The sequence below is a fragment of the Pseudomonas sp. GW822-FHT02D10 genome, from assembly GCF_058802345.1.
The window spans coordinates 672,016-696,114 of the sequence record NZ_JBXAOB010000001.1 but is presented as its reverse complement, the minus strand read 5'-3'; the positions used below and the strand labels follow the sequence as shown (position 1 = coordinate 696,114).

The following is a 24,099-nucleotide window of genomic DNA, read 5'->3' as shown; positions in this document are numbered from 1 at the left end:
ATGGACGTCAGGACAACCGGGTGAGGATTCTCGGGCCAACGTGATTGGGTATTGAACAGTAAAAGATCGCAGCCTGCGGCAGCTGCTTGTGATCGCAGCCTGCGATCCTTTGATTGTCAAATACCCGAAAATCACAGGGCGATCATTTCGGATCGCGCATCCGCAATTCCTCGATCATCTTCAAGCAATGACTCAACCCCGGTGACACATCGCCAACGCGTCGACTCAGAATGATCGGCGAAGTCGCATTGGGTTCCAGTACCGGGGTGAAACCAATGTCGTCGCGATGCAGCAACTGCACCGAGGCCGGCACCAGCGTGACACCGATACCGGCGCCCACCAGGCCGATGGCGGTTTGCAGCTCGTTGGTCCATTGCGCGACCTTGATGCTCACACCGTAGGACTCGAACAGCGCGATCACATGGTCGGCGTAGCTGGGGCGGGGATTGCCGGGGTAGAGCACAAACGGTTCATCGGCCAACTCGGTGAGACTGATGGGCCTGCTCAGCAATGGGTGCCCGGCGGGCAGGGCCGCGACCAGTCTGTCCTCGTTCAATACGGTCTGGATGATCGCCGGGTCGTCGATGCGGATTCGCCCGAAGCCGACGTCGATACGTCCGGCCTTGAGCGCTTGCACCTGTTGCAGCGTGGTCATTTCCGAGAGACCCAATTCCAGTTCCAGCGGCTCGTTACTGCGCAGTCGGCGAATTAGTTCCGGCAACACGCCATACAGGGTCGAAGGGGCGAAACCGATGCCCAGCCAGGTTTTTTCGCCGAGGCTGATGCGTCGGGTGTTGTCGCAGACTTTGTTCAGCTGTTCGAGCAGGGCACTGGAGTGCTCAAGGAAAAACCGCCCGGCTTCGGTCAGGCGCAAGGGCCTGCCGCGTTCCAGCAACACCACCCCGAGTTCATCTTCCAGTTGTTGAATCTGCCGGCTCAGTGGCGGCTGGGCGATGTGCAGACGCTCGGCGGCGCGGGTGAAATTCAAGGTTTGACCCAGCACCTGGAAGTAACGCAAATGACGCAGCTCCATGAGCCCTCCACCGTCGATGATGGTGAATACCTTAAAGGTATCGAACCAGACCAATTCTATATTGGAACCCTGAAAAAAGCCGTACGAGAATCCGTCACAGAACTTCAAGAACCTGACGGGTATCGACATGCTTTCTTCTGCCATTGAATCGATCGAGACGATCATCGTCGATCTGCCGACCATCCGCCCGCATAAGCTGGCGATGCACACCATGCAGAATCAGACGCTGGTGATCATCCGGGTGCGTTGCGCTGACGGCATCGAAGGCATCGGCGAATCGACCACCATCGGTGGCCTGGCCTACGGCAATGAAAGCCCGGACAGCATCAAAACCAACATCGACAAACACTTTGTGCCACTGTTGCTGGGCCAGGATGCGTGCAACATCAACGCAGCGATGTTGCGCCTGGAGCGCAGCATTCGCGGCAATACCTTCGCCAAATCCGGTATCGAAACCGCTTTGCTCGACGCCCACGGCAAGCGCCTTGGCCTGCCGGTCAGCGAGTTGCTTGGCGGCCGTGTACGCGACTCGTTGCCAGTGGCCTGGACGCTGGCCAGCGGCGATACCGCCAAGGACATCGCCGAAGCCGAGCAGATGCTCGACCTGCGTCGTCACCGGATCTTCAAGTTGAAGATCGGTGCCGGCGAAGTCGACCGCGACCTGGCTCACGTCATTGCGATCAAAAAAGCCTTGGGCGAGCGCGCCAGCGTGCGGGTCGACGTCAACCAGGCCTGGGACGAAGCGGTGGCGCTGCGGGCTTGCCGGATTCTCGGCGGCAACGGCATCGACCTGATCGAACAGCCGATCTCGCGCAACAACCGTGCCGGCATGGTCCGCCTCAACGCGATGAGTCCGGCGCCGATCATGGCCGATGAGTCGATCGAGTGCGTGGAAGATGCGTTCAACCTGGCGCGCGAAGGCGCGGCTTCGGTGTTCGCGCTGAAGATCGCCAAAAACGGCGGCCCCCGCGCGGTGTTGCGCACCGCGGCAATCGCCGAAGCGGCAGGCATCGGCCTGTACGGCGGTACCATGCTCGAAGGCGGGATCGGCACGCTGGCGTCAGCCCATGCCTTCCTCACGCTGAACAAACTGAGCTGGGACACCGAACTGTTTGGTCCGCTGTTGCTGACCGAAGACATCCTCAGCGAGCCGCCGGTTTACCGCGATTTCCATTTGCATGTTTCGCAGGCGCCCGGCCTTGGCCTGAGCCTGGATGAAGAGCGTCTGGCGTTTTTCCGCCGTGACAAAACCTCCACTGCCATTCATTCCGTCTGAGGAGATACACATGTTGTTCCACGTAAAGATGACCGTGAACCTTCCGGTCGATATGAACCCAGAGCGCGCCGCGCAGCTCAAGTCAGATGAAAAGGCCCTGGCCCAGCGCCTGCAACAGCAGGGCACGTGGCGCCATCTGTGGCGTATCGCCGGGCTGTACGCCAATTACAGCGTGTTCGACGTCGACAGCGTGCAGGAACTACACGACCTGCTGATGCAATTGCCGCTTTACCCCTACATGGCTATCGAAGTGAACGCGATGTGCAGGCATCCTTCCTCTATTCATGAGGATGATCGCTGAGCCGTTGTTTGCCAGTTCTGTACTCTAATAAATACAAGATGAGGATTAATCATGAACGCCAAGATTTCCCACACTGCCAGCGCCCAGAAGTTTCTCGAAGACGCCAGTGGTCTGCTCAACGACGGTGGCAACCCGCGCGCCAAAGCGCTGATCTACCGCATCCTGCGCGATTCGGTAAACATCATCGAAGACCTTGAAGTGACCCCGGAAGAGTTCTGGAAAGCCGTCAACTACCTGAACGAACTGGGCGCGCGCCAAGAGGCGGGCCTGCTGGTCGCCGGCCTGGGTCTGGAACACTACCTGGACCTGCTGATGGATGCCGAAGACGAGCAGGCCGGTAAAACCGGTGGCACCCCACGTACCATCGAAGGCCCGCTGTATGTCGCCGGCGCACCGCTGTCCAACGGCGAAGCACGGCTGGACGACGGCGTTGATCCGGGCGTGGTGCTGTTCATGCAAGGCCAGGTCAAGAACACCGAAGGCAAGCCACTGGCCGGCGCTGTGGTGGATGTCTGGCACGCCAATACCGGCGGCACTTATTCGTACTTCGATGGCAGCCAGTCCGAGTTCAACCTGCGTCGCCGGATCGTCACCGACGCCGAAGGTCGCTATCGCTTCCGTAGCATCGTGCCGTCGGGCTACGGTTGCCCACCGGACGGTCCGACCCAGCAACTGCTTGACCAACTGGGTCGCCATGGCCAGCGCCCGGCGCACATCCATTTCTTCATCTCGGCTGACGATCACCGTCACCTGACCACCCAGATCAACCTGGACGGTGACAAGTACCTGCACGACGATTTCGCCTACGCCACCCGTGACGAACTGATCGCTAAAATCACCTTCAGCGACGACCAGCAGCGTGCACGCGAGCACGGCATCAGCGGACGTTTTGCCGAGATCGAATTCGATTTCACCCTGCAGTCGTCGGCGCAGCCAGAAGAACAACATCGTCACGAGCGAGTGCGCGCGCTGGAGAACTGATCAGCGCCGGCCCAGGCCACGAGATAACTGACCGTTGATCTCGTGGCCTACCGCTTTGCGGCGACTCGCATAGAATGGCCAGGCCTGATTTGCCTGAGATGGAGCGCTCGAAAGCAGCGCCATCACAGCCGATAAAAACAATGAGAGTGAGCGGTTATGCAAGCGCAGCTATTGAGTGAGCGCAGCAGAGTGTTTGAGCAGGCCGACCCCTATGCGGTGTCGGGCTACGTCAATCAGCACGTGGGCAACCATTGCATCCGTTTACCCAGAAGCGGCAGCCCTCAGGCCAGTCTCAATCACAGCAAATTTGCCAGCCTCGACCTGTGCCGTATCAGCTATGGCGGCAGCGCGCGGGTTACTTCGCCAGCGCTGGAAACCATCTATCACTTGCAAGTGCTGCTACGCGGAAACTGTCTGTGGCGCGGTCATCGGCAGGAACACTACTTTGCGCCCGGCGAGCTGCTGCTGATCAACCCGGATGATCCGGTTGACCTGACGTACTCCGACGATTGCGAAAAATTCATCGTGAAAATGCCCACCAGCCTGCTGGAATCGGTGTGCCAGGAGCAGCGCTGGTTGCACCCGGGGCAGGGCGTGCGGTTTCTGGAGAATCGCTGCCAACTGGATGAGCTCGAAGGTTTCGTCAACCTGCTGGGCATGGTTTGCCAGGAGGCCGAAGCGACCGAACGCATGCCGCGGGTTCAGGAGCATTACACGCACATTGTCGTGAGCAAGATGCTCAGCTTGATGAAGACCAACGTCAGGCGCCTCAGCCTCGGCTCGCAATCAGCGAACTTCGAATTGATCGCCGACTACATCGAACGCAACCTCAAGCAGGACATTTGCAGCGAAGAGTTGGCGCGTCAGGCACAAATGAGCCTGCGTTCGCTGTATGGGTTGTTCGAGCGCAATGCGGCGACCACACCGAAGAACTATATCCGGCAGAAAAAGCTCGAGCGGGTCAACGCCTGTCTCAGCGACCCGACCTGCACGGTGCGCAACGTGACCGAGCTGGCCATGGATTACGGCTTTTTGCACCTGGGACGGTTCTCCGAAAGCTACCGCAAACAGTTCGGCGAATTGCCGTCGGACACTCTCAAACGCCGCCACTGATACCAGACTCATACGCCGACTGTTCGCGCCACCGTAGGAGCTGCCGCAGGCTGCGATCTTTTGATCGTGACCTTCGACGGATTGGAAACCGCCAAAGATCGCAGGCTTCGCCAGCTCCTACGCCGACCGTATACGCGCCCCCGCATGGGTATGTGCGTTTTGCACAAAACGGATAGTGATCTGCACCCAGCGGATATTGTCCGGTAACCGCCCGCCCTAACATGAGCCTGCCTGAATAAAAACAATGGAGGCGGCGGCCATGTCCCTGCGACCCGAATACCTTCACTCCCTGCTTGAAGAAGACAAAGACCAGGGCATCTACCGCTGCAAGCGGGAGATGTTTACCGACCCACGGTTGTTCGATCTCGAGATGCAACACATCTTCGAAGGCAACTGGCTTTACCTCGCCCACGAGAGCCAGATTCCGAACAACAACGATTTCTACACCACCACCATGGGCCGCCAGTCGATCTTCATTGCACGCAACAAGGACGGTGAACTCAACGCGTTCCTCAACGCCTGTAGCCACCGTGGCGCCATGCTGTGCCGACACAAGACCGGCAACAAGTCTTCCTACACGTGCCCGTTTCATGGCTGGACCTTCAACAACTCCGGCAAGCTGCTCAAGGTCAAGGATCCGGCGTCGGCCGGTTACCCGGCGAGCTTCAACTGCGAAGGCTCCCACGACCTGACCAAAGTCGCGCGCTTCGAATCCTATCGTGGCTTCCTGTTCGGCAGCCTCAAGGCCGATGTGGTGCCGCTGGTGGAACACTTGGGCGAGTCGGCGAAGATCATCGACATGATCGTCGACCAGTCCGCCGATGGCCTCGAAGTGCTGCGCGGCTCCAGCAGCTACCTCTACGAAGGCAACTGGAAACTCACCGCCGAAAATGGCGCCGACGGCTACCACGTCAGCTCCGTGCACTGGAACTATGCCGCTACCCAGAACCAGCGCAAGCAGCGCGAATGCGGTGACGAGAACCCAACCATGAGCGCCGGCACTTGGGCCAAACAAGGCGGCGGTTTCTACTCCTTCGACAAGGGGCACATGCTGCTCTGGACCCGTTGGTCCAACCCTGAAGACCGGCCGCTGTACGAACGGCGCGATGAGCTGGCCAAGGACTTCGGTCAGGCCCGCGCCGACTGGATGATCGAGAACTCGCGCAACCTGTGCCTGTACCCCAACGTGTACCTGATGGATCAGTTCAGTTCGCAGATTCGCATCGCCCGGCCGATCTCGGTCAACCGCACCGAAATCACCATCTACTGCATCGCCCCCAAAGGCGAAAGCGACAGCGCGCGTTCGAGCCGGATTCGCCAGTACGAGGACTTTTTCAACGTCAGCGGCATGGCGACCCCGGACGACCTTGAAGAGTTCCGCTCCTGCCAGATGGGCTACCAGGGCAGCACCACCGCCTGGAACGACATGTCCCGTGGCGCCGAGCACTGGGTCGAGGGTGCCGATGAGGCCGCGAAAGAGATTGATCTGCATCCGTTGCTCAGCGGTGTGCGCACCGAAGACGAAGGCCTGTTCGTGCTGCAACACAAGTACTGGCAGGAAACCATGCTCAAGGCTTTGAGCGAAGAGCCGTCGGCAATGATCAAGGTGGAGGAACTGTCATGAGCATCACTTACGACGCCGTGCGCGATTTTCTCTACCGCGAGGCGCGCTACCTCGACGACAAGGAGTGGGACAACTGGCTGGAACTGTACGCCGCCGACGCAACCTTCTGGATGCCGTCCTGGGACGATAACGATGAGCTGACCGAAGATCCGCAACGGGAAATCTCGCTGATCTGGTACGGCAACCGCACGGGCCTGGAAGACCGCATCTTCCGGATCAAGACCGAGCGCTCCAGCGCCAGCGTGCCGGACACCCGGACCTCGCACAACATCAGCAACATCGAGCTGCTCGAACAGGCCGACGGCCAGTGCAAGGTGCGTTTCAACTGGCACACCCTGAGCTTTCGCTACAAGACCGTCGACAGCTATTTCGGCAGCAGTTTCTACACCCTCGACATGCGTGGCGACAGCCCGCTGATCAAGGCCAAGAAAGTGATCCTGAAGAACGACTACGTTCGTCAGGTCATCGATGTCTATCACCTGTGAGGCGGCCGTCATGACTCATTCCATCGCACTCAATTTTGAAGACGGCGTCACCCGTTTCGTTGACGCTAACCCCGGTGAAACCGTCGCCGACGCTGCGTATCGTCAGGGCATCAACATCCCGCTGGACTGCCGCGACGGTGCCTGCGGCACCTGCAAATGCTTCGCCGAGGCCGGGCGTTACGAGCTGGGCGAGGAGTACATCGAAGATGCTCTCAGCAGCGAGGAGGCCGAAGCGGGCTTTGTGCTGACCTGCCAGATGCGCGCCCTCAGCGACTGCGTGGTGCGCGTGCCGGTGTCCTCGGATATCTGCCGTGCCCAACAAACCCGCTACAGCGCGGCGATCAGCCAGGTGCGCCAGCTCTCGGACAGCACGATTGCGCTGTCGATCAAGGGCGACGCCCTGAGCAAACTGGCGTTCCTGCCGGGGCAATACGTCAACCTGAGCGTGCCCGGCAGCGAACAGTCCCGCGCCTATTCGTTCAGTTCGTTGCAACGCGACGGCGAAGTCAGTTTCCTGATTCGCAATGTGCCAGGCGGGCTGATGAGCAGCTTCCTCACCGGCATCGCCAAGGCCGGCGACAACATGAGCCTGGCCGGACCATTGGGCAGTTTTTACCTGCGCGATATTCAGCGTCCGTTGCTGTTGTTGGCCGGCGGCACCGGTCTAGCGCCGTTCACCGCTATGTTGGAGAAAATTGCCGCGCAGGGCAGCGAACACCCGTTGCATTTGATCTACGGCGTGACCAACGATTTCGACCTGGTGGAACTGGACCGTCTGCAAGCCTTGGCCGCACGGATTCCAAACTTCAGCTTCAGCGCCTGCGTGGCCAACCCGCAAAGCGCGCACCCGCTCAAGGGCTATGTCACCCAGCACATCGAACCCAAGCACTTGAACGACGGCGATGTCGACGTCTACCTCTGCGGCCCGCCGCCGATGGTTGAGGCGGTCAGCCAGTTCATCCGCGAGCAGGGCATCAAACCTGCAAACTTCTACTACGAAAAATTCGCTGCCAGCGCCGCCTGATTAACTCAGGCAGCGACACGGACCTTGTGGGAGCGAGCTTGCTCGCGATGACGGCAGTGCATTCAACATTGATGGTGACTGGTCCGCCGCTATCGCGAGCAAGCTCGCTCCCACAGGTTATGGATGCCGACAGGCACATTGAGGGATTGAAATGAACAGATTCCATGAAAAAGTCGCGCTGATTACCGGCGCGGCCCAAGGGATTGGCCGCCGGGTTGCCGAGCGGATGGCGGCCGAAGGCGCGCGGTTGATTCTGGTCGACCGTTCCGAACTGGTGTTTGAGCTGCAAGAGCAGCTGGGGCAAACCAGTGAAGTGCTGACCCTCACCGCCGACCTCGAACAGTACGCCGAGTGCCAGCGCGTGATGACGGCGGCCATCGAGCGTTTCGGTCGTTTGGACATATTGGTCAACAACGTCGGTGGGACTATCTGGGCCAAGCCTTTCGAGCACTACGAAGAGCAACAGATCGAAGCCGAAGTCCGCCGTTCGCTGTTTCCGACCCTGTGGTGCTGTCATGCCGCGCTGCCGTTCATGCTGGAGCAGGGCAGCGGCGCCATCGTCAACGTGTCATCGGTTGCCACGCGTGGAGTCAATCGCGTGCCTTACGGTGCAGCCAAGGGCGGGGTCAATGCGCTCACCGCATGCCTGGCGTTCGAAACCGCCGAGCGGGGCGTACGGGTCAATGCCACGGCACCGGGCGGCACCGAAGCGCCGCCACGGCGAATCCCGCGCAACAGCGCCGAGCAGAGCCCGCAGGAGAAGGTCTGGTATCAACAGATTGTCGATCAAACCGTCGACAGCAGCCTGATGAAACGCTATGGCACGATTGACGAGCAGGTCGGGGCGATTCTGTTTCTGGCCTCTGACGATGCGGCCTACATCACCGGTCTGGTGATGCCGGTGGGTGGGGGTGATCAGGGCTGAGGTATCCCTTGTGGGAGCGAGCCCTTTCAAGCTCTGTGTTAACATCGCGGCCTTATGCAAAACGGCACGAAGAGGGGTTGAAAGAAGATGGCTCAGAGGATGGTGGTGCTCGACACCGAAACCACCGGCATGCCGGTGACCGACGGCCACCGGATTATCGAGATCGGTTGCGTCGAGTTGATCGGTCGACGCCTGACGGGCCGGCATTTCCACGTTTATTTGCAACCAGACCGGGAAAGTGACGAGGGCGCGATTGGCGTCCACGGTATTACCAACGAGTTTCTGGTGGGCAAGCCGCGTTTCGCTGAAGTGGCTGATGAGTTCTTCGAGTTCATCAAGGGCGCGCAGCTGATCATCCATAACGCGGCGTTCGACGTTGGCTTCATCAACAACGAATTCGCGCTGATGGGCCAGCAGGATCGGGCTGATATCACCCAGCATTGCTCAATCCTCGACACCCTGATGATGGCCCGTGAGCGGCACCCCGGGCAGCGCAACAGCCTCGATGCCTTGTGCAAACGCTATGGCGTCGACAACTCCGGCCGTGAACTGCACGGCGCCTTGCTCGACTCCGAGATTCTCGCTGACGTTTACCTGACCATGACCGGCGGCCAGACCAGTCTGTCGCTGGCTGGTAATGCGTCTGACGGCAATGGTTCGGGCGAAGGTTCGGGCAATCAGGCGAGCGAGATTCGTCGTCTGCCGGCCGATCGCAAGCCGACGCGGATCATTCGCGCCAGTGAAGCGGACCTGGCCGAGCACGCCTCGCGCCTTGAAGTCATCGCCAAGTCCGCCGGTGCGCCGGCACTGTGGACCCAGCTGGCCGAGGCCAAGGCGCACGGCTGACGGCAACCCCTCTGTAGGAGCTGCCGCAGGCTGCGATCTTTTGGCGGGTTTGAATAGTGCGAGAAGCTAGATCAAAAGATCGCAGGCTTCGCCAGCTCCTACGCAGTGTGTGTCCTTGATAATTTGCTCGCTCGCCACATGGGCCTCAACCCTCTACCCTGAGTGTATTGGCAGACCCCGGTCTGCCGCCTCAGGACGCCGAGCCCCATGTATAAAGACTTGAAGTTCCCGGTCCTTATTGTCCACCGCGACATCAAGGCCGACACGGTCGCCGGTGATCGTGTGCGCGGCATTGCCACGGAGCTTGCACAGGAAGGCTTCAGCATTCTGTCGGCGGTGGATTACGCCGAAGGGCGACTAGTCGCCTCAACTCACCACGGCCTCGCCTGCATGTTGATCGCTGCCGAAGGCGCCGGGGAAAACACCCATCTTTTACAGAACATGGTCGAGCTGATTCGCGTGGCCCGTGCCCGTGCACCGAACTTGCCGATCTTCGCCCTGGGCGAGCAAGTGACCCTGGAAAACGCCCCGGCCGATGCCATGAGCGAATTGAACCAGTTACGCGGCATTCTTTATCTGTTCGAAGACACCGTGCCGTTTCTCGCGCGTCAGGTCGCCCGGGCGGCGCGTAACTACCTCGATGGCTTGCTGCCACCGTTTTTCAAGGCATTGGTGCAACACACCGCCGACTCCAACTATTCCTGGCACACCCCAGGGCACGGCGGCGGCGTGGCTTACCACAAAAGTCCGGTAGGGCAGGCGTTTCACCAGTTTTTTGGAGAAAACACCCTGCGTTCGGACTTGTCGGTCTCAGTGCCGGAACTCGGTTCGTTGCTGGACCACACCGGGCCACTGGCGGAAGCCGAGGCGCGTGCGGCGCGTAATTTCGGCGCCGATCACACGTTTTTCGTGATCAATGGCACCTCGACCGCCAACAAGATCGTCTGGCAGGCCATGGTCGCGCGTGACGATCTGGTGCTGGTCGACCGCAACTGCCACAAATCGGTGTTGCACTCGATCATCATGACCGGGGCGATCCCCTTGTACCTGTGTCCGGAGCGTAATGAGCTGGGGATCATCGGCCCGATTCCGCTGAGCGAGTTCAGCCGCGAATCGATCAAGGCCAAGATCGATGCGAGCCCGCTGACCCAGGGCCGAGAGCCAAAGGTCAAGCTGGCGGTGGTGACCAATTCCACCTACGATGGCCTCTGCTACAACGCCGAGCTGATCAAGCAAACGTTGGGCAACAGCGTCGAAGTCTTGCACTTCGACGAAGCCTGGTACGCCTATGCGGCGTTTCACGAGTTCTTTGCCGGTCGCTACGGCATGGGCACCTCGCAGACTGAAGACAGCCCGCTGGTGTTCACCACCCATTCCACCCACAAACTGCTGGCGGCTTTCAGTCAGGCGTCGATGATTCACGTGCAGGAGGGTGGGGTACGGCAACTGGACCGCGACCGCTTCAATGAAGCGTTCATGATGCACATCTCCACGTCACCGCAGTACAGCATCATCGCGTCGCTGGATGTGGCGTCGGCGATGATGGAAGGCCCCGCCGGTCGTTCGCTTTTGCAGGAAATGTTCGATGAGGCGCTGAGCTTTCGCCGAGCACTGGCCAACCTGCGCCAGCACATCGCCGCCGATGACTGGTGGTTCTCGATCTGGCAGCCGCCGCTGGTGGAGGGGATCGACAAGGTGACGACTTCGGACTGGCTGTTGCAGCCCGAAGCCGACTGGCACGGCTTTGGTGACATCGCCGAGGATTACGTGTTGCTGGACCCGATCAAAGTGACGCTGGTGATGCCGGGGCTGACGGCCGGTGGCGCACTGAGCGAGCGGGGGATTCCGGCGGCGGTGGTCAGCAAGTTCCTCTGGGAACGTGGGCTGGTGGTGGAGAAGACCGGCCTGTATTCATTCCTGGTGCTGTTTTCCATGGGCATCACCAAGGGCAAATGGAGCACTTTGCTCACCGAGTTGCTCGAATTCAAACGCAGCTACGACGCCAACATCAGCCTGGCGGCGTGTCTGCCGTGTATCGCGCTACGAGATGTGGCGCGTTATCAGGGCCTGGGGCTGCGCGACCTATGCGATCAATTGCACGCCTGCTACCGCAGCAACGCCACCGCCAAGCACCTCAAACGCATGTACACCGTGCTCCCGGAGATCACCATGAAACCGGCCGACGCCTATGATCAATTGGTCCGTGGCGAGGTTGAGGCGGTGCCTATCGACCAGTTGCAGGGGCGCATCGCTGCGGTGATGCTGGTGCCTTATCCACCGGGGATTCCACTGATCATGCCTGGCGAGCGCTTTACCGGGTCGACTCACTCGATCATCGATTATCTGGCGTTCGCTCGCGCTTTCAACAGCAGCTTTCCGGGTTTCGTCGCCGATGTGCACGGCCTGCAGCATGAAGACGAGGGCAATGGGCGGTGTTACACCGTCGATTGCATCAAGCTTTGAGGACCTTTCCGAGTATGCAACCGGTCATCAACCCCAAGCATCCGGGTCTGGCGGTACGTGTCGCGGATCAGGGATTCGCAGCGTATATCTGGGGCAGTGACTTCAGTTTTGAGGTCAGGGCTTACGCCGCCGCAGAGATCAATAAGCCGGTGGATCAGTGGTCGCTGGAAACCATTACGCCCTACCGCAAGTGCTATGGCATTGACCCGGAGGAGTTCGCCAGTTACCGGAACGCGGTCGACAGTGCGATTTTCATGGCGTTTCTTGACGATCTCCCGGTGGGGCACATCGTGATCAGCACTAACTGGAACGGCTTTGCCCATATCGATGAGCTGGCAGTGCACGCCCCGGCGCGTCGCCACGGGGTGGCCAAGGCGTTGCTGGATGTCGCGCAGTTCTGGAGTCGCAAGAAGAAACTGCCGGGCATCATGCTGGAAACCCAGAACAACAACCTGGGAGCCTGCCGGCTGTATGAGCGTTGCGGTTATGTGATCGGTGGCATCGATCATCTGCGCTATCGCGGCATCGACCCGCAAACGGCGGAGGTGGCGTTGTTCTGGTATCGGCTGTTCGACAATCCGTTGGAAAACCCTATCAACTCGCCAGCATCGCCTCGGCTTGTTCCTTGATGATGTCCAGTAAGGCCTGAATCGCGGGAGAGGGGGCGACGTTGTTCAGGGTCAAGGCATAAAGACTGATCGGAACCGCCGGTGACAGCGGGCAAACGTCCAGTCCACTGGCCTTGGCGCCGATCGCGGTAAACGGATCGACGATCGCCAGGCCTTCGCCGGCCTCGACCATGCTGCGCATCATCTGATGGGTCTGGACCCGGGTTTGCACCACCGGTGCCGGGCGCAAGGCCTGCAGTTTGCTCTCGAACATCACGCTGAGCGGGTCGTGACCTTCGAGCCCGACCATCGACTGGCCGGCCAGGTCTTGCACGGAAATGTACTTTTGCTTGGGTTGCAGCCAGCCGTGAGGCGCCAGGAGCTGGAGTTTGCCTTGGGCAATGATCTGGCACTGAATGTCGGGGTGGTCGGGGTCGTGCAGGCTCAAGCCGAGATCGCTATCACGCAGCAGCAGGCTTCTGACGATTTCACGTGTGGGCTGGCTGAGCAGCGAGCAGGGCGCATCCGGAAAACGTCGACGCAGGGTGGCGATACCCTGTGGCAATAACTGTTGCGCCAAAGGCGGCGTGCAAATGATCCGCAACGGGGGCGCCAGGTACTGTTTGAGACTGTTGGCCAACCGTTGCACCGGTTCAAGCGCGTCAAAGACGTGAGCGATCTCGACCTGCAACTCCCGCGCCTCGCGGGTGGCCTGCAATCGCCCGCGTACGCTGGCAAACAGCATGAAGCCGAGTTGATCCTCGGCCTCGCGCAAAATCCCCTCGACCCCGGCCACCGGCAATTGCAGCATCTCGGCAGCGGTGCCCAGATGACCGGTTTGCAGGAGCGCCTGGATCACTTCGATATGACGTAAACGCATGCGTGAAGTCCATGTTCAGCAGGTGAGGGGGTCAGTAACTGAATCCTAACCCAAGTCCGTGCCTATGACTTCAGCTCATAACGGTGACTTACGAGGCGACTTTTGTTTCAGGCTCGCGGGTGATGGTGACGCCCGATTGCACCAATACAAATTCGTTGTCATCGAGTTTGTTCACGCGATCACCAATAGCCAGCTTATAGGTGGTGACAGGTGCAGGGCCGGCGAGACCGTCCTGCGACGGGGTGGATTCCTGAAACTCATGCACTGAATAAATACGGCCTTCCGCATCTCTTGCATGAAATTGTCCGACGAGTACTGCTGCCATCTGCTTAGAACCTCTGGAGATAAGTCACTCAATTTGCGGTTCTGTAGACCGTCGATAAGCTTGGTAAGTTTTCCTACAGGAAAAAAATAGTATTGAACCGCTATTCCGCGACACGGAGCACGTGAAGTCCGCCGAATCATCTATAACTACAGGCTCCTTTAGCCAGATAGTCGGGAGTTCCCTATGAGCAAGGTCTACACGATTGCCGTCCTGGTTGGCAGCCTGAGAAAACAGTCGATCAACCGCAAAGTCGCGCTGGCGCTGGCTGAACTGGCGCCGGCGAACCTCAGGTTGAACATCATCGAGATTGGCGATCTGCCGCTCTACAACGAAGACATCGACGTAACCCCGCCGGCAGCCTACAGCACTTTCCGAGATCAGGTGAGCTCATCCGACGCGGTGCTGTTTGTGACACCGGAATATAACCGCTCGGTGCCGGCACCCTTGAAGAATGCGATCGACGTCGGTTCCCGGCCTTACGGCAAGAGTTCCTGGGCCGGTAAACCGGGGGCGGTGATCAGCGCTTCGCCCGGTGCGATCGGTGGTTTTGGCGCCAACCACCATTTGCGTCAATCCATGGTGTTTCTCAATGTGCCCTGCATGCAGCAACCGGAAGCCTACCTGAGTAACGCCGGTTCGGCGTTCGACGACTCGGGCAAGGTGTCCGAGTCGGTCCGGCCGATCTTGCAGAAATTCATCAATGCCTACGCTGAGTGGGTCGAGCAACATAAGAAGGCTTGATCGGTTGGGTGCCAGTGTTTCCGCGCAGGAAGCACTGGCCAGTCGCCTGTTGATGGCACCATTCGAGAGTGGATAGCTACGCGACAAGGCGTCTGAACAATGCAAAGCCTGGGCACGGTCACACGGCTGATCACACGTAAAAACGCCATCGACCAGTTACTGAGAGTGGTTGAGAATGATGGACTTGGAGCGGCACAAACGGTTATTTCACGGCTGTTTCATGGGCAGATCGCGCCGATCGAGGGGCATGTGATCCGTTTGTAAGGTGCTACAACCCGCAGTCGCTGCGACTAATCGTCCAGATATCAAATGCCCGTTTTACCCTCTATTAGAAATTCCATATAGTTGCGCCTCGTTTGTTCAAGGCTGTTTCGCATGCTCATTGCGTCATTGATTTTTCTCCAGACCATCACCCTGGTGATCTGGCAACCCAAAGGCCTCAGCGTTGGTTGGAGTGCAGTGCTGGGGGCGGTGCTGGCGCTACTCACTGGCGTAGTACACGTCAGCGATATCCCGCTCGTGTGGGAGATCATCTGGAACGCCACCGGGACGTTTGTCGCGCTGATCATCATCAGCCTGTTGCTGGACGAGGCGGGTTTCTTTGCCTGGGCGGCGTTGCATGTGGCTCGTTGGGGGCAGGGTAACGGGCGCAGGCTATTTGCTTATATGGTGCTGCTCGGGGCGCTGGTATCGGCCTTGTTCGCCAACGACGGCGCGGCGTTGATCCTCACGCCTATCGTGATTTCGATGCTGCTGGCGTTGCGATTCTCTCCGGCAGCGACGCTGGCGTTCGTCATGGGCGCCGGGTTTATCGCCGATACCGCGAGCCTGCCGCTGGTGGTGTCGAACCTGGTGAATATTGTCTCCGCGGACTTCTTTCACATCGGGTTCAACCGCTACGCGGCGGTCATGGTGCCGGTCAACCTGGTGGCCGTCGCGGCGACGTTGGCGGTGTTGCTGTGGTTCTTCCGGCGGGACATTCCGGCTGATTACGATCCGCAGCAGCTGGAAGACCCGAAGACTGCCATTCACGACAAGGCCACCTTCTTTGCCGGTTGGTGTGTGCTGGTGATTTTGCTGCTCGGCTGTTTTGCCCTGGAACCGTTGGGGATTCCCATCAGCGCGATATCAGCGGTGTGCGCGGCATTGCTGCTGGCCATCGCCGCCCGTGGACATAAGATATCAACGCGCAAGGTGATGAAAGAAGCACCGTGGCACATCGTGATTTTCTCCCTGGGCATGTACCTGGTGGTCTACGGCATGCGTAACGCCGGGCTGACCGCGCACCTGGCCGGTTGGCTGGACGTGTTCGGGGATTACGGCGTATGGGGCGCCGCCATGGGTACCGGGCTGCTGACTGCGCTGTTGTCGTCGATCATGAACAACCTGCCGACGGTGCTGATCGGTGCGTTGTCGATCGATGCCAGCCAGGCCACCGGGGTGGTCAAAGAAGCCATGATCTACGCCAACGTGATCGGCAGCGATCTGGGGCCGAAAATCACCCCGATCGGTAGTCTGGCGACGTTGCTTTGGCTGCATGTGCTGGAGCGCAAGAATATTCAGATTGGCTGGGGGTATTACTTCAAGGTCGGGGTCGTGCTGACGGTGCCGGTATTGCTGGTGACCCTGGCGGCGCTGGCGTTGCGCCTGTCTATCTAGACCGTGCCGGCCTCATCGTCGGATCGCCGCCCGGACCAAGCTCGCTCCCACATTTGGAACGCGTACCCCTGTGGGAGCGAGCTTGCTCGCGATGAGGCCGGTTCAGACGCCACAAGGCTTAACTCTGACCCGGCACGTTCGGCCACAGATCCGCCACCAGAAACAGCCGCTCGACCTCTTCCCAGTCACCGCCGCCGTTTTCCGTCAGGCGTACCAGCAACTGCGCAGGAGCCTGAGGGGCGAGCGCTGTCAGCCAGGTCTCCATTTGCGTGCCATCCCAGGTGTCTTCGGCAAGGTAATGAGCGGGCGCGAGCCAGGCGTGGCGTGGCAGCGGTTGCCAACGACCGGGCGAACTCTGGGCGATGAAGTGCGCCCAGTCCCGTTGATGTAGCCAGCGTCCTTTGAGGTGCTGCGGATGGGCACAGTCGGGTGACTGAGTCTGACCGGGCCACGGATACAGCAGATAGCCGCCCAGCCACAGGTGTGCGCTGAACTTAAGGATGTCCAGCGCTGCCAATGCTTCGCGGCTTTCGGGGCGAGCGGAGATCGGCAGCTGGTGGTGGGTCAGATGCGCCAGTTTGCGATCCAGTCGGTCGTGACAGCCCGGGCCAAGCCACTGGGCGGTGTTTTGGCCGTTGCCATTCTGTGGTCCCAGGTACAATTTGATCGCCAGTTCCAGGTGATGCACGCCGTCGCGGTCACGTAGCAGCATGTCCAGCTCACCCAGGGTATGGCCTTCGCGGCGGATCGGCAGGTTGGCGGCAATCAACTGGATACCCGGTGCGTGCTGCACGGCAAACTGCCAGAGGCGTTCGTAATACAAGCCCAGCCGACGAGTCGCGCCAAGCGCCAGCCAACGCTGTAATTCACGGCTGTCCTGATCCAGCTGACGCAGCCAGTGCTCCAGCCGTTCGGGGTCTTGCACCCAGTCGCTGCCGGCCAGTGGATGGCGTTGTGGCCAGGGTGTTTCGCTGAGCATCGGTGGCGCGAGGATGACCCAGGCCAGGTCGCGCACTTCAGGATGGCGCAACTGGCGGGGAAGGCTGAGCAAGTCTGGAAATAAGATCATCTTGCGAGCATAGCCCTTTGGTTTGCGGCTGAAAGAATTTTGTCTACGGCCCGCTTTCGCCCATAATCGTGGTTTTCGCGTCTCAGAGCCTCGCAGGAGCCCCATGGAGCAATTTCGCAATATCGGCATCATCGGTCGCCTGGGCAGTTCGCAGGTGCTGGATACCGTTCGCCGACTGAAGAGATTCCTGCTTGACCGGCACTTGCATGTGATTCTCGAAGACACCATCGCCGAAGTCCTGCCCGGCCATGGCCTGCAAACCTCGTCACGCAAGATGCTCGGCGAAGTCTGTGACATGGTGATTGTCGTTGGCGGTGACGGCAGCCTGCTGGGAGCCGCTCGGGCATTGGCCCGGCACAATATTCCGGTGCTGGGGATCAACCGCGGCAACCTGGGCTTTCTGACCGACATCCGTCCGGATGAACTGGAAACCAAAGTCGCCGAAGTGCTCGACGGGCACTACCTGGTCGAAAACCGCTTTCTGTTGCAGGCCGAAGTTCGCCGTCACGCCGAGGCGATTGGCCAGGGCGATGCATTGAACGACGTGGTGCTGCACCCCGGCAAGTCGACGCGGATGATCGAGTTCGAGCTGTACATCGACGGCCAGTTCGTATGCAGCCAAAAGGCCGACGGCCTGATCGTTGCTACTCCCACGGGTTCGACTGCTTATGCGCTGTCGGCAGGTGGTCCGATCATGCATCCCAAGCTCGACGCCATTGTGATTGTGCCGATGTACCCCCATACCTTGTCAGGAAGACCGATTGTGGTCGATGGCAACAGCGAGCTGAAAATCGTCGTGTCGAAGGATATGCAGATTTACCCGCAAGTCTCCTGTGACGGGCAGAACCACTTCACTTGCGCCCCCGGTGACACCATAACCGTGAGCAAAAAAGCGCAGAAACTGCGGCTGATTCATCCGCTGGATCACAACTACTACGAAGTCTGCCGGACCAAGCTTGGCTGGGGCAGCCGGTTGGGTGGTGGAGGCGACTGATGCTCGATCCCGCGCGTAGCTACGACCTGATCGGTGACGTGCACGGTTGCGCTCATACCCTTGAGCATTTGCTGGACCGACTCGGGTACCACAAATTGGCTGGCGTCTGGCGCCATCCGTCACGCATGGCCGTGTTTCTCGGGGATGTCATCGACCGCGGCCCGCGGATTCGCGAAGCGCTGCACATCGTTCACGACATGGTCGAGGCCGGTCAGGCGCTGTGCATCATGGGCAACCATGAATTCAACGCCCTCGGCTGGAGCACCCCGGCACCGCCCGGCAGCGGCAAGCAGTACGTGCGTGATCACACGCCACGGCATGCGCGGCTGATCGACGAAACCCTGACCCAGTTTGCCAATCACCCGGCGGACTGGCATGACTTTCTCGCGTGGTTCTACGAGATGCCGCTGTTCGTCGACGCCGGACGCTTCCGGGTGGTTCACGCCTGTTGGGATGGTGGCCTGATTGAGGTGCTGCGCGCGCAACATCCCGATGGCCGCATCGATGAGCATTTCGTTCAGGCGGCGGCGGTTTCCGGCAGTTTCGCCTGCATGGCATTCGACCGCTTGCTGCGTGGCACCGACATGCGCCTGCCGCATGGTTTGACCATGACCAGCGGCGACGGTCTGACGCGCTCGTTCTTCCGCACCAAATTCTGGGAAGACAACCCGCAAACCTACGGCGACATTGTGTTCCAGCCGGACGCCTTGCCCGAGCCGGTGGCCCGCACGCCGCTGTCGTCAGTCGAAAAAGACACCCTGCTGCGCTACGGCATCGACGAGCCGCTGTTGTTTGTCGGGCATTACTGGCGCAGCGGCAAACCGGCGCCGATCCGCCCGAACCTGGCCTGCCTGGATTACAGCGCCGTGCTGTACGGTAAATTGGTTGCCTATCGGCTGGACCAGGAAACCCGCCTTGATCCACGCAAATTTGTCTGGGTCGATGTCGAACGGCCAGAGGAGCTGCAATGAGTGCTGTTGCTGTATTACGTCTGCCGCTGGCGGTGGATCTAAGTGGTTTCGTCAAATTGCTGCAACGCATGCACGTACCGCATCGGGTCAGCGAAGAAGCCGGTGAACAGGTGCTGTGGGTGCCGGACGCGATCAGCGAAGACGTGCGTTCGCTGTATGAACGGTTTCCAGCAGGCGATCCCGAGCATCAACTTGATATCCCGGCTGCCCAAGCGAATATCCAGCGTCCGGGGTTCGTCGAGCAACTGCGCCACAGCCCGGTGACGGCGCTGATTCTGCTGTTGAGCATGATCGTCGGCGCTGTGACCTTGCTCGGCGAGAACCTCGATACGATGCACTGGCTGACGTTCCTCGAATTTCGGGTGGTGGGCGAATACATCCACTTCACGCCGTTGGCCGACAGCCTGGCGGCGGGGCAGTGGTGGCGTCTGGTGACGCCGATGCTCATTCACTTCGGTGTTCTCCACCTGGCCATGAACGGCATGTGGTACTGGGAACTGGGGCGGCGCATCGAGTCGCGTCAGGGCAGTATCAATCTGCTGGGGCTGACGTTGCTGTTCAGCCTGGTGTCGAACTATGCCCAATATTATTACGGCGGCCCGACCTTGTTCGGCGGCCTGTCCGGGGTGCTTTACGGCCTGCTCGGGCATTGCTGGATCTACCAGTCGCTGTCGCCGAACCCGGCGTATCGTCTGCCTCGCGGGGTGTTGGTGATGATGCTGGTGTGGCTGCTGCTGTGTATGTCGGGGCTGATCTCGATGATCGGCTTCGGCGAAATTGCCAATGCGGCGCATGTCGGCGGGTTACTCGTCGGATGCCTCACCGGTTTGTTGGGCGGCTTGTACAGTCGCCGTAGACGCTCTGTCCAATAAATCGCCGTCTAAATTGCTATGTGAATAACCAGCGCGGAGACCTGATGTCCTCTTTTAACGAAATGATCAAAAACATCACCCCCGAGATCTACCAGAGCCTGAAACTGGCGGTAGAAATCGGCAAGTGGTCCGACGGCGGAAAGCTGACCGCCGAGCAGCGTGAACTGTCGTTGCAGGCGATGATCGCCTGGGAAGTGCAGAACCTGCCCGAAGAGCAGCGCACCGGCTACATGGGTCCGCAGGAATGCAGTTCGAAGTCGATCACTGTGCCGAATATCCTGTTCAAGTCGGATGCCATCCATTGATCGAGATTGGCCGCGGTGCAATCAGCAAGATGTCGGCGCGTCTCGAAGCGTCGACTGTGCAATACGCTTTTCGCCTGGGCGATACCGAGGTGCCGGTCAACCCCATGATTGGCAGCACGGTTCGCCTGGAATACCTGGGTGCGATTCACTGCATCCATTGCGGACGCAAAACCAAAACCAGTTTCAGCCAGGGTTACTGCTACCCGTGCATGACCAAACTGGCGCAATGCGACGTCTGCATCATGAGCCCGGAGCGTTGCCACTATGACGCCGGGACCTGCCGTGAGCCGGCCTGGGGCGAGCAGTTCTGCATGACCGACCACGTGGTGTATCTGGCCAACTCGTCGGGCGTCAAAGTCGGGATCACCCGCGCCACTCAGCTGCCAACCCGTTGGCTCGATCAGGGCGCCAGCCAGGCACTGCCGATCATGCGCGTGTCGACCCGTCAGCAATCCGGCTTCGTCGAAGACCTGTTCCGCAGTCAGGTGGCCGACAAGACCAACTGGCGCGCCTTGCTCAAGGGCGATGCGCCACCGGTTGACCTGAAACAGATTCGTGATCAACTGTTCGCAAGCTGTGCCGAGGGTGTGCAAGGACTGCAGGAGCGCTTCGGTTTACAAGCGATTCAACCGGTGTTTGATGTCGAACCGATTGAAATCCGTTACCCGGTCGAGCAGTACCCGGCCAAGATTGTCAGCTTCAATCTGGACAAGAATCCGATTGCCGAAGGCACGCTGATGGGGATCAAGGGCCAATACCTGATCTTCGATACCGGCGTCATCAATATTCGTAAATACACGGCCTACCAGCTCGCCGTGCATCAGTAGAAGGACTCCAGCATGCGCACCGAACAACCGAAGATGATCTACCTGAAGGACTATCAGGCACCTGAGTACCTGATCGACGAGACGCACCTGACCTTCGAGTTGTTCGAGGACCACAGCCTGGTCCATGCGCAACTGGTGATGCGCCGCAATCCTGCTCGCGGTGCGGGTTTGCCACCGCTGGTGCTCGATGGCCAGCAGCTGGAACTGCTGTCGGTCAGCCTGGGCGATATTGAACTGAGCGCCGGCGATTATCAGCTGACGGACAACCATCTGACCCTGCACCCGACCAGCACCCGTTTCACGGTCGACACCAGCGTCAGGATTCACCCGGAAACCAACACCGCGCTGGAAGGCCTGTACAAATCCAGCGGCATGTTCTGCACCCAGTGCGAGGCCGAAGGCTTTCGCAAGATCACCTATTACCTCGACCGCCCGGACGTAATGAGCAAGTTCACCACCACGGTGGTCGCCGAGCAGCACAGCTACCCGGTGCTGCTGTCCAACGGCAACCCGATTGCCTCAGGTCCCGGTGAAGACGGTCGGCACTGGGCAACCTGGGAAGATCCGTTCATGAAACCGGCCTACCTGTTCGCGCTGGTAGCCGGTGACTTGTGGTGCGTCGAAGACACCTTCACCACCATGACCCAGCGCAGTGTGGCGCTGCGCATTTATGTCGAGCCGGAAAACATCGACAAATGCCAGCACGCCATGAACAGCCTGAAGAAGTCCATGCGCTGGGACGAAGAAGTCTATGGTCGCGAGTACGACCTGGACATCTTCATGATCGTTGCGGTCAACGACTTCAACATGGGCGCCATGGAGAACAAGGGCCTCAATATCTTCAACTCCAGCTGCGTGCTCGCCCGTGCCGAAACCGCGACCGACGCTGCGCACCAGCGGGTCGAGGCGGTGGTTGCCCACGAATACTTCCACAACTGGTCGGGCAACCGCGTGACCTGCCGCGACTGGTTCCAGCTGTCGCTCAAGGAAGGTTTCACGGTGTTCCGTGATGCCGAGTTCTCCGCCGACATGCACTCGCGCACCGTCAAGCGTATCGAGGACGTGGCCTACCTGCGCACGCACCAGTTCGCCGAAGACGCCGGCCCGATGGCTCATGCGGTGCGCCCGGATGCGTTCATCGAGATTTCCAACTTCTACACCTTGACCGTTTACGAGAAAGGTTCGGAAGTGGTGCGCATGATCCGCACCTTGCTCGATGCCGAAGGTTTCCGCAAAGGCAGTGACCTGTATTTCGAACGTCATGACGGCCAGGCGGTCACCTGCGACGATTTCATCAAGGCCATGGAAGATGCCAACGGCGTCGACCTGACCCAGTTCAAACGCTGGTACAGCCAGGCCGGAACACCGCGTCTGGCGGTAAGCGAGTCTTACGACGCAGCGGCTAAAACCTACAGCCTGACCTTCCGTCAGAGCTGCCCGGCGACCCCGGATAAGGTTGAAAAACGGCCGTTCGTGATTCCGGTCGAACTGGGCCTGCTGGATAGCCAAGGCACGGCGATCGCCCTGCGTCTTGCCGGTGAAGCCGCCGCTGGCGGGACCTCCCGTGTGTTGTCGGTGACTGAAGCCGAGCAGACCTTCACCTTCGTCGACATCGCTGAACAACCCTTGCCATCGCTGCTGCGTGGTTTCTCGGCGCCGGTGAAACTGAGCTTCCCGTACAGCCGCGATCAGCTGATGTTCCTGATGCAACACGACAGCGACGGCTTCAACCGTTGGGAGGCCGGTCAGCAGTTGTCGGTGCAGGTGTTGCAGGAACTGATCGCTCAGCATCAAGCGGGTCAAGCGTTGGTGCTGGATCAGCGACTGATCGGCGCGTTGCGTAGCGTGTTGGCAGACGACAGCCTGGATCAGGCGATGGTCGCGGAAATGCTCTCGCTACCCAGCGAGGCGTACCTGACTGAAATCAGCGAAGTGGCGGACGTCGATGCGATTCACGCGGCGCGAGAGTTTGCCCGCAAACAACTGGCGGACAACCTGTTCGACGCACTGTGGTTGCGTTATCAGGCCAATCGCGAGCTGTCGAAGCAAACCCCTTACGTTGCAGAAGCCGAGCACTTCGCCCGTCGTAGCCTGCAAAACATCGCGTTGTCCTACCTGATGCTCAGTGGCAAGCCGCAAGTGCTGGCGTCGACCCTTGAGCAGTTCGATGCCTGCGATAACATGACCGAGCGTCTGACGTCGTTGGCGGTGCTGGTGAATTCACCGTTCGAAGCCGAGAAGGCCAAGGCGCTGGCGAGTTTTGCCGAGCAGTTCAAGGACAATCCGCTGGTCATGGACCAATGGTTCAGCGTGCAGGCCGGCAGCGGTTTGCCAGGTGGCTTGCAGCGGGTTCGTCAGTTGATGGAACACCCGGCGTTCAATATCAAGAACCCGAACAAGGTGCGGGCGCTGGTCGGTGCGTTTGCCGGGCAGAACCTGATCAACTTCCATGCTGCCGATGGTTCGGGTTATCGCTTCCTCGCGGATCTGGTGATCGAGTTGAACGGTTTCAACCCGCAGATCGCCTCTCGCCAACTGGCGCCGCTGACGCGCTGGCGTAAATACGACAGCGCTCGCCAGGCGCTGATGAAGGCCGAGCTGGAGCGCATTCGCGCTTCGGGTCAGCTGTCCAACGATGTATTTGAAGTGGTCAGCAAAAGTCTGGCGTAAGCCCATCATCGCTCCCACAGGTGTTCACTAGAACCCTGTGGGAGCGGGCTTGCTCGCGAAGGCGGCCTGACAGCCGACCCATCTTCCGCAGATGTATATCAATCAAA

24 protein-coding genes are annotated in these 24,099 nt (G+C 59.8%); 20 read left to right on the top strand and 4 right to left on the bottom strand.

What is annotated here, in order from left to right:
• Positions 1-142: 142 nt before the first annotated feature.
• Positions 143-1,033, bottom strand: a complete 891-nt coding sequence (locus tag AC1RPZ_RS03175; protein WP_493134753.1) for a LysR family transcriptional regulator — start codon at positions 1,031-1,033, stop codon at positions 143-145.
• 127 nt (positions 1,034-1,160) lie between these two features.
• On the opposite strand from AC1RPZ_RS03175, the gene AC1RPZ_RS03170 reads away from it, so the two are divergent.
• The 11 genes from AC1RPZ_RS03170 to AC1RPZ_RS03120 all read left to right on the top strand — a co-directional run bounded on the left by AC1RPZ_RS03170 (position 1,161) and on the right by AC1RPZ_RS03120 (position 12,700).
• A complete protein-coding gene (locus AC1RPZ_RS03170; RefSeq protein ID WP_493134751.1) occupies positions 1,161-2,309 on the top strand; it encodes a muconate cycloisomerase family protein in 1,149 nt (382 codons plus the stop codon).
• Between the two features lie 10 nt (positions 2,310-2,319).
• Entirely contained in the window at positions 2,320-2,610 is a 291-nt protein-coding gene (gene catC / locus AC1RPZ_RS03165) for a muconolactone Delta-isomerase (RefSeq protein ID WP_493134747.1), read from the top strand.
• A 51-nt stretch (positions 2,611-2,661) separates the two neighbouring features.
• Positions 2,662-3,591: a catechol 1,2-dioxygenase gene (gene catA / locus AC1RPZ_RS03160; RefSeq protein ID WP_493134744.1), complete on the top strand. Its 930-nt coding sequence runs from the start codon at positions 2,662-2,664 to the stop codon at positions 3,589-3,591.
• Positions 3,592-3,747: 156 nt separating this feature from the next.
• The gene (locus AC1RPZ_RS03155) at positions 3,748-4,704 is read left to right on the top strand and encodes an AraC family transcriptional regulator (protein ID WP_493134742.1); all 957 of its coding nucleotides are present in this window, start codon (positions 3,748-3,750) and stop codon (positions 4,702-4,704) included.
• A gap of 259 nt (positions 4,705-4,963) precedes the next feature.
• Positions 4,964-6,328: a benzoate 1,2-dioxygenase large subunit gene (gene benA / locus AC1RPZ_RS03150; protein WP_493134740.1), complete on the top strand. Its 1,365-nt coding sequence runs from the start codon at positions 4,964-4,966 to the stop codon at positions 6,326-6,328.
• Positions 6,325-6,813, top strand: a complete 489-nt coding sequence (benB, locus tag AC1RPZ_RS03145; protein ID WP_493134736.1) for a benzoate 1,2-dioxygenase small subunit — start codon at positions 6,325-6,327, stop codon at positions 6,811-6,813. Before benA ends, benB begins: the two co-directional genes overlap by 4 nt.
• A gap of 10 nt (positions 6,814-6,823) precedes the next feature.
• The gene (benC, locus tag AC1RPZ_RS03140; RefSeq protein ID WP_493134733.1) at positions 6,824-7,837 is read left to right on the top strand and encodes a benzoate 1,2-dioxygenase electron transfer component BenC; all 1,014 of its coding nucleotides are present in this window, start codon (positions 6,824-6,826) and stop codon (positions 7,835-7,837) included.
• 151 nt (positions 7,838-7,988) lie between these two features.
• Positions 7,989-8,762: a 1,6-dihydroxycyclohexa-2,4-diene-1-carboxylate dehydrogenase gene (locus tag AC1RPZ_RS03135; protein ID WP_427537564.1), complete on the top strand. Its 774-nt coding sequence runs from the start codon at positions 7,989-7,991 to the stop codon at positions 8,760-8,762.
• An 87-nt stretch (positions 8,763-8,849) separates the two neighbouring features.
• Positions 8,850-9,608, top strand: coding sequence for a DNA polymerase III subunit epsilon (gene dnaQ, locus AC1RPZ_RS03130; RefSeq protein WP_493134727.1), 759 nt, complete (start codon positions 8,850-8,852; stop codon positions 9,606-9,608).
• Between the two features lie 207 nt (positions 9,609-9,815).
• Positions 9,816-12,071: an Orn/Lys/Arg family decarboxylase gene (locus AC1RPZ_RS03125; protein ID WP_493134725.1), complete on the top strand. Its 2,256-nt coding sequence runs from the start codon at positions 9,816-9,818 to the stop codon at positions 12,069-12,071.
• 14 nt (positions 12,072-12,085) lie between these two features.
• Positions 12,086-12,700, top strand: coding sequence for a GNAT family N-acetyltransferase (locus AC1RPZ_RS03120; protein WP_493134723.1), 615 nt, complete (start codon positions 12,086-12,088; stop codon positions 12,698-12,700).
• Here the strand turns inward: AC1RPZ_RS03120 and AC1RPZ_RS03115 are convergent.
• Both AC1RPZ_RS03115 and AC1RPZ_RS03110 read right to left on the bottom strand, forming a co-directional pair.
• On the bottom strand, positions 12,666-13,559 hold the full coding sequence (locus AC1RPZ_RS03115; RefSeq protein WP_493134721.1) for a LysR substrate-binding domain-containing protein: 894 nt from the start codon (positions 13,557-13,559) through the stop codon (positions 12,666-12,668). The two genes, AC1RPZ_RS03120 and AC1RPZ_RS03115, sit on opposite strands and share 35 nt — an antisense overlap.
• A gap of 88 nt (positions 13,560-13,647) precedes the next feature.
• On the bottom strand, positions 13,648-13,884 hold the full coding sequence (locus AC1RPZ_RS03110; RefSeq protein WP_493134719.1) for a hypothetical protein: 237 nt from the start codon (positions 13,882-13,884) through the stop codon (positions 13,648-13,650).
• A gap of 183 nt (positions 13,885-14,067) precedes the next feature.
• Here AC1RPZ_RS03110 and AC1RPZ_RS03105 point away from each other — a divergent pair, with 183 nt between their 5' ends.
• From AC1RPZ_RS03105 to AC1RPZ_RS03095, 3 genes are all read left to right on the top strand, one after another.
• Positions 14,068-14,625 carry an NADPH-dependent FMN reductase gene (locus tag AC1RPZ_RS03105; RefSeq protein ID WP_493134717.1) on the top strand — a complete coding sequence of 186 codons (558 nt, stop codon included), beginning with the start codon at positions 14,068-14,070 and terminating at the stop codon, positions 14,623-14,625.
• Positions 14,626-14,724: 99 nt separating this feature from the next.
• On the top strand, positions 14,725-14,889 hold the full coding sequence (locus AC1RPZ_RS03100) for a hypothetical protein (RefSeq protein ID WP_493134715.1): 165 nt from the start codon (positions 14,725-14,727) through the stop codon (positions 14,887-14,889).
• A 111-nt stretch (positions 14,890-15,000) separates the two neighbouring features.
• Positions 15,001-16,284: an arsenic transporter gene (locus AC1RPZ_RS03095; RefSeq protein WP_493134713.1), complete on the top strand. Its 1,284-nt coding sequence runs from the start codon at positions 15,001-15,003 to the stop codon at positions 16,282-16,284.
• 118 nt (positions 16,285-16,402) lie between these two features.
• On the opposite strand, the gene AC1RPZ_RS03090 is transcribed toward AC1RPZ_RS03095, so the two are convergent.
• Positions 16,403-17,353 carry a DUF1853 family protein gene (locus AC1RPZ_RS03090; RefSeq protein ID WP_493134712.1) on the bottom strand — a complete coding sequence of 317 codons (951 nt, stop codon included), beginning with the start codon at positions 17,351-17,353 and terminating at the stop codon, positions 16,403-16,405.
• Between the two features lie 103 nt (positions 17,354-17,456).
• On the opposite strand from AC1RPZ_RS03090, the gene AC1RPZ_RS03085 reads away from it, so the two are divergent.
• The 6 genes from AC1RPZ_RS03085 to pepN are packed head-to-tail and all read left to right on the top strand — an operon-like array spanning position 17,457 to position 23,992.
• Entirely contained in the window at positions 17,457-18,347 is an 891-nt protein-coding gene (locus AC1RPZ_RS03085) for an NAD(+) kinase (RefSeq protein ID WP_095077121.1), read from the top strand.
• Entirely contained in the window at positions 18,344-19,318 is a 975-nt protein-coding gene (locus AC1RPZ_RS03080) for a metallophosphoesterase (protein ID WP_493134811.1), read from the top strand. Before AC1RPZ_RS03085 ends, AC1RPZ_RS03080 begins: the two co-directional genes overlap by 4 nt.
• Positions 19,315-20,190 (top strand): rhomboid family intramembrane serine protease, encoded by an 876-nt coding sequence (locus tag AC1RPZ_RS03075; protein WP_493134709.1) that lies wholly within the window; start codon positions 19,315-19,317, stop codon positions 20,188-20,190. The genes AC1RPZ_RS03080 and AC1RPZ_RS03075 overlap by 4 nt, the downstream gene beginning before the upstream one ends.
• Positions 20,191-20,234: 44 nt before the next feature.
• Positions 20,235-20,495 (top strand): YeaC family protein, encoded by a 261-nt coding sequence (locus AC1RPZ_RS03070; protein WP_019690610.1) that lies wholly within the window; start codon positions 20,235-20,237, stop codon positions 20,493-20,495.
• Positions 20,492-21,322 (top strand): DUF2797 domain-containing protein, encoded by an 831-nt coding sequence (locus AC1RPZ_RS03065; protein ID WP_493134706.1) that lies wholly within the window; start codon positions 20,492-20,494, stop codon positions 21,320-21,322. Before AC1RPZ_RS03070 ends, AC1RPZ_RS03065 begins: the two co-directional genes overlap by 4 nt.
• Before the next feature lie 12 nt (positions 21,323-21,334).
• Positions 21,335-23,992 carry an aminopeptidase N gene (gene pepN / locus AC1RPZ_RS03060; RefSeq protein ID WP_493134704.1) on the top strand — a complete coding sequence of 886 codons (2,658 nt, stop codon included), beginning with the start codon at positions 21,335-21,337 and terminating at the stop codon, positions 23,990-23,992.
• Positions 23,993-24,099 lie beyond the last annotated feature (107 nt).